This is a genomic window from Streptomyces laculatispora (genome assembly GCF_017353455.1).
In the GTDB taxonomy this organism is placed as follows: Bacteria; Actinomycetota; Actinomycetes; order Streptomycetales; family Streptomycetaceae; genus Streptomyces; species Streptomyces laculatispora.
Genome location: NZ_JAFMPZ010000241.1, coordinates 1 through 12,923 on the forward strand (window position 1 = coordinate 1; position 12,923 = coordinate 12,923).

Sequence of the window (12,923 nt, forward strand, 5' to 3'; positions counted from 1 at the left end):
CCGTAACCGCCCGGGCTCACCGGGGGCGATGGTAGGGCTGGCCCCACCATCCCCTAGGGGGCCAGGGTCAGGGTGAACTGGGTGGGTCACCGGATGGGCCGGACATCCCCGCATCCGTAGGTTTCAGGTATCAGACTTGATGACCCACGGAGGCGGACATGTCGGCCCGTACACATACCCGGCCCACCCGCCCGGATGCGCGCGGTGTCGAGATCCGGCTGCCGTGGTGGGCCGTGGCGCTGCCCGCCGTCGCCTTCGGCGCGCTGCTGCTGCTGATCGCCGGACCGGGGCAGGCGCACGCGGCCACGGACGATCCGGCGATGGGCCAGTTGCTTGAGCGAATCGTGGACCTGCTCACCCGCTGACGGCCGTGGGCCGTGGCGGGGGAGCCCTCCAACACCCTGCGCCAGGTGGCACATTTCGTGCGAAGCTGAGGTGTATGAGCGTCGATACACCTCGCAGGATCGTCCTTCTCAGGCATGCAAAGGCGGAATGGTCGCAGGACTCCGACCACGAGCGGCCCCTCACGGAGCGCGGCCGCATGGACGCCCCCGTGGCAGGCCGCAAACTCGTCGATTCCGGGATCGTCCTCGATCTGGCCCTCTGCTCCACCGCCGCCAGGACGCGCGAGACATGGAAGCTGGCCGTGCACGAGATGCCGGAGCGCCCCAGGACCGTGTACGAGGAGCGGCTGTACGAGGCCTCGCTCGGCGAGCTGATCGCCCTGGTCAACGAGACCCCCGACGAGGTCCGCAACCTGCTGGTGATCGCCCACAACCCGGGTGTGCACGCGCTCGCCGACGCCCTCTCGGGCGCGGCGGAGGGCGACGCCCTGGCCCGGATGACCCGCGGCGGCTTCCCGACCGCGGCGTTCGCCGTGGTGGAGTTCTCCGGTACCTGGAAGGGCGTGGAGCACGGCATCGGCAAGCTCACCGAGTACTGGACTCCGAACGACTGACGACGACCGGCCCCGCCGGTCCATGAGCCCGCCGGCTCACGAAGAGGGCCCCGCTGCGCACGCTTCGGCTTGCGCACCGGGGCCCTCCGTGCTTCCGGACCCCGGCCGTGGTGTGACGGCCCGAGGCCCCGGAGGCCGGCTCGGGTCCTATTCGACGAGACCGTCGGCGGCCTCGACCTCCTCGCGGGTGATGCCCAGCAGATAGAGCACGGTGTCCAGGAACGGCACGTTCACCGCCGTGTGCGCGGCCCTGCGGACCACGGGCTTGGCGTTGAAGGCGACGCCGAGTCCCGCGGTGTTCAGCATGTCCAGGTCGTTCGCCCCGTCACCGATCGCCACGGTCTGCGCCAGCGGCACCCCGGCCTCCGCGGCGAAGCTGCGCAGCAGCCGGGCCTTGCCGGCTCGGTCGACGACGTCCCCGGTCACCCGGCCGGTGAGCTTCCCGTCGACGACCTCCAGAGTGTTGGCAGAGGCGAAGTCGAGCCCCAGCCGCTCCTTGAGGTCGTCCGTCACCTGGGTGAACCCGCCTGAGACGACGCCTACTTGGTAGCCGAGCCGCTTCAGCGTACGGATCAGGGTGCGGGCGCCCGGCGTCAGCCGTACCTCGGCGCGCACCTTCTCCACCACCGACACGTCGAGGCCCGCCAGCAGCGCCACCCGTGCGTGCAGCGACTGCTCGAAGTCGAGTTCGCCGCGCATCGCCTGCTCGGTGACCGCGGCGACCTCGGCCTCGCAGCCGGCATGGGCCGCGAAGAGCTCGATGACCTCGTCCTGGATGAGCGTCGAGTCGACGTCCATCACGACGAGCCGCTGCGCGCGGCGGCTCAGCCCGGCCGAGACCACGGCGACGTCGACGCCGATCCCGGCGGCCTCGGTGGCCAGCGCGGTCCGCAGCTCCTCGGTCCCGGTGCCGGACACCGCGAACTCGACGGCGGTGACCGGATACTTCGCAAGCCGGAAGATCCGGTCGATGTTCCCGCCGGTCGAGGTGATCCTGGCCGCTATGGCGGCGGTCGACTCCGCGGTCAGCGGGTGCCCGAGCACCGTCACATGGGAGCGGCCGTCGCCGCGGGGCCGGTTGTCGCCCGTGCCGGAGATGATCTCGGCCTGCAGCTTCAGCGACTCGGCCCAGCTGTGCACGGTGGCCCGCAGGTCACCCTCGGTGGTCCCGCCCGCGACGGGGGCGGTGACCAGCGCGCACAGGACGATGCGGCCACGGGTGACGACCTGCTCGATGTCGACGACATCGACCGAGTAGGCGGCGAGGGTGTCGAACAGCCCGGCGGTGATACCGGGACGGTCCTTCCCGAAGATCTTCACGAGAAGGGTCGGTGCGTCGATGCCCTGACGTGACTCAGGGGACTCAGGAGACGGCGAGGACTGAGGGGGCTGAGATGCGCTCATGGTGTCCCCACCGTATCGGTCCACGACGCGCCCCCGACGGCCCGTCCCGAGGGCCGGACAGCCCGACCCGGCACCCCCAACCACATGATTCGGCATGATCCGCAATCGTTCATGGCCAGTTGTGTCGGTAGATGACCGCCTCTTGGATTCAATGCCGTAACAGTGCAGGTCTCGGCAGGGTCAAACCCCCGCCCGGCTTTCGTATCGGGGACTGCTCCTGGAATAGTTCGCCACGATGTTCAGCATCCCTGGACTCCCTGCGACGGGGGTAATCGGGGGACAACTAGTGGGGCGCGGAGTGCCGGAACTCGTACTGGAATTGAATGGAAGGACCTGGACGCTCGATCCGTCCAGGTCGTACACCCTCGGACGCGATCCGCAGGGCGACATGACGATCGATGACGCCAGGGTGTCGTGGCGGCACGCCACGATCAGCTGGAGCGGCCGGGGTTGGTTCATCGAGGACCATGGCAGCACCAACGGCACGTATGTGCAGGGCCGGCGAATCCAGCAGGTGGAGATCGGGCCCGGCTCCACCGTGAACCTGGGCAATGCCACCGACGGGCCGCGGCTGAGTCTCAGCGGTGCCGCGGCCGGCGCCGATGTGTACAGCGGGCAGGCCGCCGCGGGAGCTCAGGCCCCCGCCCAGCAGCCGCAACAGGCCCCGCCGCAGCAGCCGCAGCAGGGCGGACCCGGCTGGCAGGGACAGCAGCAGAATCCCGGCCAGCAGCCGCAGGCCTGGCAGCAGGCCCCCCAGGTACAGCAGCCCCATGTCCCGCAGCAGGGCATGGCGAACACCCCCGGGAGCGGCGGGGCCGGCGGCGCGGCGGGGGCGCCACCGGTCTACGGCGACCGCAGCCCGACCACGTTCCACCAGGTGGCTCTCGGCCGGGTGATGCGCATCGGCCGTGCGCTGGAGAACGAGCTGGTCGTCGCCGACCTCCAGGTCTCGCGCAACCACGCCGAGTTCCACGCGGCGCCCGACGGCCGCTTCGAGATCCGTGACCTCGGATCCCACAACGGCACGTACGTCAACGGCCAGCCGCTCTCGAAGTCCGGCTCCGCGCTCATCGGCGCGAACGACATCGTCGGTGTCGGCCACTCGACGTTCCGCCTGGTTGGCGACCGGCTCGAGGAATTCGTCGACACGGGCGAGGTCTCCTTCGCCGCCCGCCACCTCACGGTCACGGTCGACGGCGGCAAGCAGATCCTCAAGGATGTCTCGTTCGGCGTCCCGGAGAAGTCGCTGATCGGCGTCATCGGCCCGTCCGGCTCCGGAAAGTCCACCCTGCTCAAGGCGCTCACCGGCTACCGGCCCGCCAACCAGGGCGAGGTCCTCTACGACAACCGGAACCTCTACAAGCAGTTCGCCGAGCTGCGCCAGCGCATCGGCCTGGTTCCGCAGGACGACATCCTGCACAAGGAACTCACGGTCACCAAGGCCCTCAAGTACGCGGCCAAGCTCCGCTTCCCCGCGGACACCACCGAGGCCGAGCGCCAGTCCCGGATCCTGGAAGTCCTCGCCGAGCTCAAGCTCGACATCCACAAGGACAAGAAGGTCACCTCGCTCTCCGGCGGCCAGCGCAAGCGCGTCTCGGTGGCCCTGGAGCTGCTCACCAAGCCCTCGCTGATCTTCCTGGACGAGCCGACCTCCGGCCTCGACCCGGGCATGGACCGCGATGTCATGCAGCTGCTGCGCGGTCTGGCCGACGACGGCCGTACGGTCCTCGTCGTCACGCACTCGGTCGCCGAGCTGGCCATCTGCGACAAGCTCCTGGTGATGGCGCCCGGCGGTGCCGTCGCCTACTTCGGCCCGCCGGAGGAAGCGCTCAACTTCTTCGGCTACACCACCTGGGCCGACGTCTTCTCCGCGTTCGAGAACTACCGCGACTACGACTGGGCGGGCCGCTGGCGCGGTTCGCAGCACTACCAGATGTACGCCGCGGACATCGACGCCGTCGCCGCGCAGTCCGTACACATGCCGCCGCCGCAGCAGATGCGTCCGCCGAAGCCGCAGGGCTGGGTGACGCAGCTGTGGACGCTGATGCGCCGCTATCTGTCGGTGATCGCCTCCGACAAGGGCTTCATGGGCCTGATGGTGGTCCTGCCCGCGGTGCTCGGTGTCGTCAGCGTGGTCATTCCGGCCGACTTCGGCCTGGGCCCGCCCAAGCCGCCGTCCCGGTTCAACAGCGACGCCGGAACGATCATGCTGATCCTGGTGATCGGCATGACCTTCTCCGGTGCGGCCAACTCCGTACGAGAGCTGATCAAGGAACGGGTGATCTACGAGCGGGAACGGGCCACCGGCCTCTCCCGCTCCGCCTACCTGATGTCCAAGGTGATCGTTCTCGGCCTGATCACGGCCGTCCAGGGCGTCATCATCTGCGGTATCGGCTTCGCCACCCGTGATCTGCCGGCGGAGGGCCTGATCATGCCGCCGGCCGTCGAGCTCTGCGTGACGATCATCGCGCTGGGCTTCACCTCGATGATGTTCGGCCTGGTGATCTCCTCGCTGGTGAAGACCTCCGAGAAGACCATGCCGCTGCTGGTCATGTTCGCGATCGTCCAGGTCGTCTTCACCGGCATCCTCTTCCAGATCTTCGGATCGCCGGGCCTGGAGCAGTTCGCCTGGCTGATGCCGTCCCGCTGGGCCGTCGGGGCCGCGGGCTCGACACTCGACCTCGCCCACCTCATGCCGCCGTGGGACCAGAAGAACCCCACGGACCTGGACCCGCTGTGGGAGCACACGGCCGGCCAGTGGGGGATCAACATCGCGGTGCTGCTGTTCCTCGGTGTCATCTGCGGGTTCGCGGTCGCGCGACTGCTGCGCCGCCACGAGCCCGAGGTGATGCGCAAGTAGCCGCCTCGCGACCGCGCACCGTACGACGCCGAAGGGCGGCACCCCCGCACGGGGTGCCGCCCTTCGGCGTTGTGCCACGGCGTACCGGAGTGGACTCAGTACGCGCTGTTGACGTTGTCGATCGAGCCGTACTTGTCGGCGGCGTAGTTGGCCGACGCGGTGATGTTGGCGACCGGGTCGTACTGGGTGTGGGGGGTACCGCCGACGTGGTAGGCGTCGAAGGTCGGCTTGATGATCTGGAGCAGACCGATCGACGGGACACCGTTGACCGCGTTGACGTCCCAGTCGTTCAAGGCGTTCGGGTTGCCGCTGGACTCGCGCATGATGTTGCGGTGCAGGCCGTCGTAGGTGCCCGGGATGCCCTTGGCCTTCATGATGGACAGGGATTCCTTGATCCAGCCGTCCAGGTTGTTCGAGAAGACCGGGGTACGGGACTCGGAACGGCTGGCCGCCTGCGTGTCGCGCTTGGCCGCGGCCTTCTTGGCCTTCGCCTTGGAGACGGCCTCGGCCTTCTTGGCCTTCGCCTTCGAGACGGCCTCGGCCTTCTCCTTCACGGCTGCGGCCTTCTTGGCCTTCGCGGCGTCGGAGGCCTTGATCAGCTGCTCGGCGGTGGAGTGCTGCTCGATGACGCTGGCCTGGATGGTCTTGGCCTGCGGGGCGCCGGCGGCGGACGCGAAGACGACGGGTTCGCTGGAGATGGCCTGCGGCCCGGTCTCGGCCTCGGCGTTACCGGGCACCAGGGACAACGAGAGCGCAGCGGCGGCGACGGCGGAGATACCCGCGACGGAGAGCTTCTGGGTCTTGTTCAGGCGACGGAGACGGTCGGGAACGCTGGACACGGACATACAGGTACCTCTTCGAATCGCTGGGGTCCTCACGGAGGACGAAGACGGGAGGCGGCTTCGCATCTCCGTCGGGGACGAGTGCAATTCTTAGCGACCGCAAAATCGTGTGGCAAAGGTGTGACGTACGAAGCCGGGTAGTGGGTCGGGGCCCCGGTCGCACGGGGCGGCCCGCACTGAGGAACGCCCTTATCGCCCTTATTTGTCCACTAGGTGACTTCGTAAGTGACGTGGGTCCTATGTGCGGCCTCACATCGGCCGGGTAGCAATCTCACCAACCGTTGCTTCGGCAATGCGGACTGTAATGTTCCGGTTCCCTCGGTGGCTCGGAGCGGCCCTGACTCGCCTCCCGGGTGAGGCCCGGTGACGCCGGGCCTCACCGCATCCCGTTCCGTACCCGGCATGACGCGAACGAGAGGACCTGGAGAGGACCTAGTCCCTGCGCCCTAATCGGGGGCCGTCCACAGGCCGATACGGGTCCTGCGGCCCGCCGGTACGGTGAGGCCATGACCCATCGTCCACCGTCGGGCGGCCTCGCGGCAGTGAGCGCCGCGCTGCTCGCCATGAGCCGGCACCTGGAAATGCGGGACGTCCTCAAGACGATCGTCGCCTCGGCCCGCGAGCTGCTCGACGCCGAGTACGCGGCGCTCGGGGTCCCCGACGACCACGGCGGCTTCGCCCAGTTCGTCGTCGACGGCGTCAGCGACGAACAGTGGAAGGCCATCGGCCCGCTTCCCCGCCAGCACGGCATCCTCGCCGCGATGCTGCACGAGGCGAAGCCCGAGCGGCTGGCCGACGTCCGCAAGGATCCGCGCTTCGAGGGCTGGCCCGCCGCCCACCCCGACATGTCCGACTTCCTCGGCCTGCCCATCAGGGACGGCGACGAGACCATCGGCGCGCTCTTCCTCGCCAACAAGCGCTGCCCGAAGCCCGAGGGCAGCTGCGGATTCACCGCCGAGGACGAGGAACTGCTGGCGATCCTCGCCCAGCACGCGGCGATCGCCCTCACCAACGCCCGGCTGTACGAGCGCAGCCGCGAGCTCACCATCGCCGAGGAGCGCTCCCGCCTCGCCCACGAGCTGCACGACGCGGTCAGCCAGAAACTGTTCTCCCTGCGGCTCACCGCCCAGGCCGCCGCCACCCTGGTCGACCGCGATCCGGCCCGGGCCAAGGGCGAGCTCCAGCAGGTCGCCGCCCTGGCGGCGGAGGCGGTGGACGAGCTGCGGGCGGCCGTCGTCGAACTGCGCCCCGCCGCGCTCGACGAGGACGGCCTGATCGCCACCCTCCGTACCCAGATCCAGGTCCTGGACCGCGCCCACACGGCCCGGGTCACCTTCGAGAGCCTGGGTGTGCGGGCGCTGCCCGCCGCCCAGGAGGAGGCGCTGCTCCGGGTCTCGCAGGAGGCCCTGCACAACGCCCTGCGCCACTCGGGGGCCGGTCACGTGGACGTCACCCTCGTCCGCCGCGGCAGCGGCACGGTGCTGCGGATCGCCGATGACGGCCAGGGCTTCGAGCCGGCGGCCACCCGTCAGGCGGGGCGGCACCTGGGCCTGGTCTCGATGCGGGACCGCGCGAGCGGTGTCGGCGGAAATCTCACCGTTGAATCGGCGCCCGGCAAGGGCACCACGATCGAGATGGAGGTACCCGGTGGCTGACAGGATCATCAGGGTGCTGCTGGTCGACGACCACCAGGTGGTCCGCCGCGGTCTGCGTACGTTCCTGGAGATCCAGGACGACATAGAGGTCGTCGGAGAGGCGTCCGACGGAGCCGAAGGGGTGGCCAGGACCGAGGAGCTGCGCCCCGACGTGGTGCTGATGGACATCAAGATGCCGGGCACCGACGGCATAGAGGCGCTGCGCAGGCTCCGGGAGCTGGAGAACCCGGCCAAGGTGCTGATCGTCACCAGCTTCACCGAGCAGCGCACCGTCGTCCCCGCCCTGCGGGCCGGCGCGTCGGGCTATGTGTACAAGGACGTCGACCCGGACGCGCTGGCGGGCGCCATCCGCTCGGTGTACGCGGGCCATGTCCTGCTCCAGCCGGAGGTGGCGGGAGCCCTGCTCGCCCAGGACGACCCCGGCAGCGGTACGGGCCGGGGGAGCACCCTCACGGAACGGGAGCGGGAAGTACTGGGCCTGATCGCCGACGGCCGCTCCAACCGGGAGATCGCGCGGGCGCTGGTCCTCTCCGAGAAGACCGTCAAGACGCACGTCTCGAACATTCTGATGAAGCTGGACCTGTCCGACCGCACCCAGGCCGCGCTCTGGGCGGTCCGGCACGGGGCGGCGGGCTGACCGGGCGGCCGGACCGGACCCTCTGCCTCCGGGCTGAGATTCATACTGTCGGGTGTATGTCACTCGAACGGCGCATCCTCACCCGCGCCGGGGCGTTCTCCATGGCGTGCTGCGGCGGCTGGCCGCAGCGACGCTAGGAGGATCCTGAAGTGAAGAACCTGAAGAAGGCTGCTGCCGTCACCATGATCGCCGGTGGCCTCATCGCCGCCGGTGCCGGCGCGGCCTCCGCCACCGGGCACAGCGGTGCGGGCGCCCACGGTGTCGCGGCCCACTCCCCGGGTGTGGCCAGCGGCAACCTCGTCCAGGTCCCGGTCCACGTGCCGGTCAACGTGGTCGGCAACACCGTCAACGTGATCGGCCTGCTCAACCCGGCCTTCGGCAACTTCGGCCTGAACGGCTGACGCCACGCACACCTCTGCGACACCGCGCCCGCTCCTCCACATACGCGTTGTACGCGGCAACCTGCGCCCGCCGGGCCACCCGCTCCACCGGCCGCAGCGCCTCTCCCCGCGCCGCCATCTCCGACGCGCTCACCGCCCCGCCGTGGCCGTTCTCGTACGCCACCGAGACCAGCAGCCCCACCCGCTGCGCCAGCTCCAGCACCCGGGCCGCCCGCGGCGGATACCCGGGAGCCAGCACCTCGCGCCCCCGCTCCGCCCGCGCCCGGTACGCGTCCATCGCGGCCTCGGCCACCGGTCCGGACCCGGCCACGTCGAGCCGCGACAGCACCGCCGTCGCATCCCGCAGCGCCTCGGCGAGCTCCCGCTCCGCCTCGCCCAGCGACGGCACATCGGCCGGCGGCGCCTCCCGCACGGCCAGGCATTGCCACGCCACGGCGACGTGGAGATCACCGGCCGGCCCCGACTCGCGCACCTCGGGCACCAGCCCGAACGGCGCGCCGTAGGTCACCACGGCCTCCTCGGCCTCCAGCGCCCTGGAATTGAACTCCGCGGGGCCGCTGAGCCCCAGCGGATGCCCCGGCACCGGCAGCGCGACCCGGAAACCGGTCACCCCGAGCCCCCGCAGCCGCCCCAGCGCGAGTGTGAGACCGACCGGCCCCGCCTCGCCGGGCAGCCCCTCGACGCGATGCACCGCGTCCTCCCCGACAATGGCGAGCGCCGCGTCGTCCGGTGAGACGAGCCCGGCCAGCAGCGCGTTGCCCCAAGCGGCCAGCAGCCCTGAGCGTGGTTCCGAAAGCATGGCAACAGCCTAAGGGCTGCCCCGTGATCCCTGGCGGGCGCGCGACGACAGCTGGGCGGGGGCCCCGCGCCAACCGTGCGACGACGGGCCCAGCGCCGGGAGCGCTCGTGCGGTGGCGTAGGTTTTCCCTGGGAGCTGTGCCCACAGGCACGCGACGATCACGAAACTGCATGGGGAGACAACGCGCCATGAGCGATGTACTGGAGCTGGTGGACGTATCCGTGGTCCGCGACGGACGCGCTCTGGTGGAAGACGTCTCCTGGTCGGTCAAGGAGGGGGAGCGGTGGGTCATCCTCGGCCCCAACGGCGCCGGCAAGACCACCCTCCTCAACGTCGCGTCCAGCTACCTCTTCCCGACCAAGGGCAGCGCCACGGTCCTCGGCGAGCTGCTCGGCGGCGTCGGCACCGACGTCTTCGACCTGCGACCCCGCATCGGGATCGCGGGCGTCGCGATGGCGGAGAAGCTTCCCAAGCGGCAGACGGTCCTGCAGACGGTGCTCACCGCCGCCTACGGCATGACCGCCACCTGGAACGAGAACTACGACGCCGTCGACGAGGACCGGGCCCGCGCCTTCCTCGACCGGCTCGGTATGACCGAGTACCTGAACCGGAATTTCGGCACCCTCTCCGAGGGCGAGCGCAAGCGCACCCTGATCGCCCGCGCCATGATGACCGACCCCGAGCTGCTGCTCCTCGACGAGCCCGCCGCCGGTCTCGACCTCGGCGGCCGCGAGGACCTGGTCCGCCGCCTCGGCCGGCTGGCCCGCGACCCGTACGCCCCCTCCATGATCATGGTCACCCACCATGTCGAGGAGATCGCCCCCGGCTTCACCCATGTCCTGATGATCCGTCAGGGCAAGGTGCTCGCCGCGGGCCCCATGGAGACCGAGCTCAGCTCCCGCAACCTCTCCCTCTGCTTCGGTCTGCCGCTCGTCGTCGAGCACACCGGCGACCGCTACACCGCCCACGGGCTGCCGCTCGCCTGAGGCCCTTCCTCGGGGGCTGTCCGCCCATCCGGGGCAACGCCCGCCTGCTTGCGCCCTGTTGGCAAAGGTGCTTGCGGTCATACGATGACCGTGTGGACATCATCGACGCATGGGTGTGGTGGCTGATCGGCGCGGTGGGACTGGGCATCCCGCTCGTCCTGACCGCGATGCCGGAGTTCGGCATGTTCGCCGTCGGGGCGGTTGCCGCGGCGGTGGTCGCGGCTCTCGGCGGCGGAGTCGTGGCCCAGGTCCTGGTCTTCGTCTTCGTCTCGGTGGCGTTGATCGCCGTGGTCCGTCCGATCGCCAACCGCCACCGCTCGGACCGGCCCCGTCTGGCCACCGGCATCGACGCACTGAAAGGCCGTCAGGCCGTCGTCCTGGAACGGGTCACCGGCGACGGCGGGCGGATCAAACTGGCCGGAGAGATCTGGTCGGCGCGCGCGCTCGACGCGGAACTGAGCTACGAACCGGGCCAACAGGTCGATGTCGTCGATATCGACGGAGCCACGGCCGTTGTCATGTGACCGAACAGCCCCCACGGCAGAGCCCGTTCTGTCAGACTCGATGTCGATCATCATGAGAACCGGACCGGCAGGACAACCGACCTGACCCACGGACCCTCATACGATCTCGACCTCGATCATCGCGATCCGTCGGCAACCGAAGGGCACGAGGAACACGATGCAACCGATCATCATCGTCCTGATCATTCTGGTGGTGCTCGTCTTCATCGCTCTGATCAAGACGATCCAGGTCATCCCACAGGCCAGCGCCGCCATCGTGGAGCGTTTCGGCCGCTACACCCGCACCCTCAACGCAGGCCTGAACATCGTCGTTCCGTTCATCGACTCGATCCGGAACCGGATCGACCTCCGTGAACAGGTCGTGCCCTTCCCGCCGCAGCCGGTGATCACCCAGGACAACCTGGTCGTCAACATCGACACGGTCATCTACTACCAGGTGACCGATGCCAGGGCCGCGACGTACGAAGTGGCCAGCTACATCCAGGCCATCGAGCAGCTGACCGTCACCACGCTCCGCAACATCATCGGCGGCATGGACCTGGAGCGGACCCTGACCTCCCGCGAGGAGATCAACGCCGCCCTGCGCGGAGTCCTCGACGAGGCCACCGGCAAGTGGGGCATCCGCGTCAACCGCGTCGAGCTGAAGGCGATCGAGCCGCCCACCTCCATCCAGGACTCGATGGAGAAGCAGATGCGCGCCGACCGTGACAAGCGCGCCGCGATCCTCCAGGCCGAAGGAACGCGCCAGTCCGCGATCCTCACCGCCGAGGGCGAGAAGCAGTCCGCGATCCTGCGCGCCGAGGGTGAGGCCAAGGCAGCCGCCCTGCGCGCGGAGGGCGAGGCCCAGGCGATCCGCACGGTCTTCGAGTCCATTCACGCCGGCGACCCGGACCAGAAGCTCCTCTCGTACCAGTACCTCCAGATGCTGCCGAAGCTCGCCGAGGGCGACGCCAACAAGCTCTGGATCGTGCCCAGTGAGATCGGCGACGCCCTCAAGGGCCTCAGCGGCGCCTTCGGGAACCTCGGCACCGGCATGCCCGGCTTCGACACCGGCAAGAAGGAACGTCGCGAGGACCCCCCGATCGACTGACGTGTACACCCCCTCGGGCATGATCAGTGCACCAAGCACCGATCAGGCACGGGGGATTCGGGATGACCATGTGGGAGATGCTCGCCGTCTTCGTCGCGGGCATCAGCGCGGGCACGATCAACACGATCGTCGGCTCGGGAACGCTGATCACCTTCCCGGTGCTGCTCGCCACCGGTCTGCCACCGGTCACCGCCACCGTCTCCAACGCTCTCGGCCTGATCCCCGGCTCCATCAGCGGCGCGATCGGCTACCGCAAGGAGCTCGAAGGCCAGCGCCCACGCGTTCTCAAACTCGCCGTCGGCGCCCTCATAGGCGGGCTGACCGGCGCCACCCTGCTGCTGGCGCTGCCCTCCACGGCCTTCGAAACCATCGTGCCGATCCTGGTGGCCATGGCCCTCGTCCTGGTCATCCTGCAACCGCGCATCAGCAAAGCCGTCCAGCGCCGACGCGAACACACCGGCGTCCCGGCCCGCCCCGACGGCGGCCCGCTGCTCTTCATCGGCCTGATGCTCGCCAGCGTCTACGGCGGCTACTTCACCGCCGCCCAGGGGATCATCTACCTCTCCCTGATGGGCATGCTGCTCGATGACACCATGCAGCGCCTCAACGCCGTGAAGAACGTCCTGGCCGCCGTCGTCAACAGCATCGCCGCGCTCTTCTTCCTCTTCGTCGCGGACTTCGACTGGACCGCCGTCGTACTGATCGCGATCGGTTCCGCACTCGGCGGCCAGATCGGCGCCAAGGTCGGCCGCCGGCTGAGCCCCGTC

Annotated in this window: 13 protein-coding genes; 10 read left to right on the forward strand and 3 right to left on the reverse strand. The window is 69.5% G+C overall.

Going from position 1 to position 12,923, the window contains the following annotated elements:
* Nucleotides 1-158 precede the first annotated feature (158 nt).
* A complete protein-coding gene (locus tag J1C73_RS13535; protein WP_207316584.1) occupies nt 159-365 on the forward strand; it encodes a hypothetical protein in 207 nt (68 codons plus the stop codon).
* Nucleotides 366-439: 74 nt separating this feature from the next.
* Complete coding sequence (locus J1C73_RS13540; RefSeq protein ID WP_207316585.1) at nt 440-958, forward strand: SixA phosphatase family protein; 519 nt, start codon at nt 440-442, stop codon at nt 956-958.
* A 147-nt stretch (nt 959-1,105) separates the two neighbouring features.
* Here the strand turns inward: J1C73_RS13540 and serB are convergent, their stop codons facing one another.
* Nucleotides 1,106-2,362 (reverse strand): phosphoserine phosphatase SerB, encoded by a 1,257-nt coding sequence (gene serB / locus J1C73_RS13545; RefSeq protein ID WP_207316586.1) that lies wholly within the window; start codon nt 2,360-2,362, stop codon nt 1,106-1,108.
* 286 nt (nt 2,363-2,648) lie between these two features.
* Between serB and J1C73_RS13550 the strand changes: the two genes are divergently transcribed.
* On the forward strand, nt 2,649-5,222 hold the full coding sequence (locus J1C73_RS13550) for an ABC transporter ATP-binding protein/permease (RefSeq protein WP_207316587.1): 2,574 nt from the start codon (nt 2,649-2,651) through the stop codon (nt 5,220-5,222).
* 95 nt (nt 5,223-5,317) lie between these two features.
* On the opposite strand, the gene J1C73_RS13555 is transcribed toward J1C73_RS13550, so the two are convergent.
* Nucleotides 5,318-6,067, reverse strand: a complete 750-nt coding sequence (locus J1C73_RS13555) for a transglycosylase SLT domain-containing protein (protein WP_207316588.1) — start codon at nt 6,065-6,067, stop codon at nt 5,318-5,320.
* 503 nt (nt 6,068-6,570) lie between these two features.
* On the opposite strand from J1C73_RS13555, the gene J1C73_RS13560 reads away from it, so the two are divergent.
* The 3 genes from J1C73_RS13560 to J1C73_RS13570 all read left to right on the forward strand — a co-directional run bounded on the left by J1C73_RS13560 (nt 6,571) and on the right by J1C73_RS13570 (nt 8,757).
* Entirely contained in the window at nt 6,571-7,719 is a 1,149-nt protein-coding gene (locus J1C73_RS13560; protein ID WP_207316589.1) for a GAF domain-containing sensor histidine kinase, read from the forward strand.
* On the forward strand, nt 7,712-8,356 hold the full coding sequence (locus J1C73_RS13565; RefSeq protein ID WP_123469011.1) for a response regulator: 645 nt from the start codon (nt 7,712-7,714) through the stop codon (nt 8,354-8,356). Before J1C73_RS13560 ends, J1C73_RS13565 begins: the two co-directional genes overlap by 8 nt.
* A 149-nt stretch (nt 8,357-8,505) precedes the next feature.
* Entirely contained in the window at nt 8,506-8,757 is a 252-nt protein-coding gene (locus J1C73_RS13570) for a chaplin (RefSeq protein ID WP_123469009.1), read from the forward strand.
* Here the strand turns inward: J1C73_RS13570 and J1C73_RS13575 are convergent.
* Nucleotides 8,720-9,556, reverse strand: coding sequence for an Rv1486c family protein (locus J1C73_RS13575; RefSeq protein ID WP_207316590.1), 837 nt, complete (start codon nt 9,554-9,556; stop codon nt 8,720-8,722). The two genes, J1C73_RS13570 and J1C73_RS13575, sit on opposite strands and share 38 nt — an antisense overlap.
* Before the next feature lie 188 nt (nt 9,557-9,744).
* Here J1C73_RS13575 and J1C73_RS13580 point away from each other — a divergent pair, with 188 nt between their 5' ends.
* From J1C73_RS13580 to J1C73_RS13595, 4 genes are all read left to right on the forward strand, one after another.
* Nucleotides 9,745-10,542, forward strand: a complete 798-nt coding sequence (locus J1C73_RS13580) for an ABC transporter ATP-binding protein (protein WP_207316591.1) — start codon at nt 9,745-9,747, stop codon at nt 10,540-10,542.
* A 92-nt stretch (nt 10,543-10,634) separates the two neighbouring features.
* The gene (locus tag J1C73_RS13585; RefSeq protein WP_123469002.1) at nt 10,635-11,066 is read left to right on the forward strand and encodes an NfeD family protein; all 432 of its coding nucleotides are present in this window, start codon (nt 10,635-10,637) and stop codon (nt 11,064-11,066) included.
* Nucleotides 11,067-11,223: 157 nt separating this feature from the next.
* Nucleotides 11,224-12,156 carry an SPFH domain-containing protein gene (locus J1C73_RS13590; protein ID WP_207316592.1) on the forward strand — a complete coding sequence of 311 codons (933 nt, stop codon included), beginning with the start codon at nt 11,224-11,226 and terminating at the stop codon, nt 12,154-12,156.
* 62 nt (nt 12,157-12,218) lie between these two features.
* Nucleotides 12,219-12,923 (forward strand): sulfite exporter TauE/SafE family protein (locus J1C73_RS13595; protein WP_207316593.1); only part of this gene is annotated, 705 nt, incomplete at its 3' end.

What these genes read in the sequence shown, in the direction of transcription:
- J1C73_RS13540 (WP_207316585.1), top strand. Translation starts at nt 440, where the DNA reads ATGAGCGTCGATACACCTCGCAGGATCGTCCTTCTCAGGCATGCAAAG.
- J1C73_RS13580 (WP_207316591.1), top strand. Translation starts at nt 9,745, where the DNA reads ATGAGCGATGTACTGGAGCTGGTGGACGTATCCGTGGTCCGCGACGGA.
- J1C73_RS13560 (WP_207316589.1), top strand. Translation starts at nt 6,571, where the DNA reads ATGACCCATCGTCCACCGTCGGGCGGCCTCGCGGCAGTGAGCGCCGCG.
- J1C73_RS13575 (WP_207316590.1), bottom strand. Translation starts at nt 9,556, where the DNA reads ATGCTTTCGGAACCACGCTCAGGGCTGCTGGCCGCTTGGGGCAACGCG.
- J1C73_RS13555 (WP_207316588.1), bottom strand. Translation starts at nt 6,067, where the DNA reads ATGTCCGTGTCCAGCGTTCCCGACCGTCTCCGTCGCCTGAACAAGACC.
- J1C73_RS13535 (WP_207316584.1), top strand. Translation starts at nt 159, where the DNA reads ATGTCGGCCCGTACACATACCCGGCCCACCCGCCCGGATGCGCGCGGT.
- serB (WP_207316586.1), bottom strand. Translation starts at nt 2,362, where the DNA reads ATGAGCGCATCTCAGCCCCCTCAGTCCTCGCCGTCTCCTGAGTCCCCT.
- J1C73_RS13590 (WP_207316592.1), top strand. Translation starts at nt 11,224, where the DNA reads ATGCAACCGATCATCATCGTCCTGATCATTCTGGTGGTGCTCGTCTTC.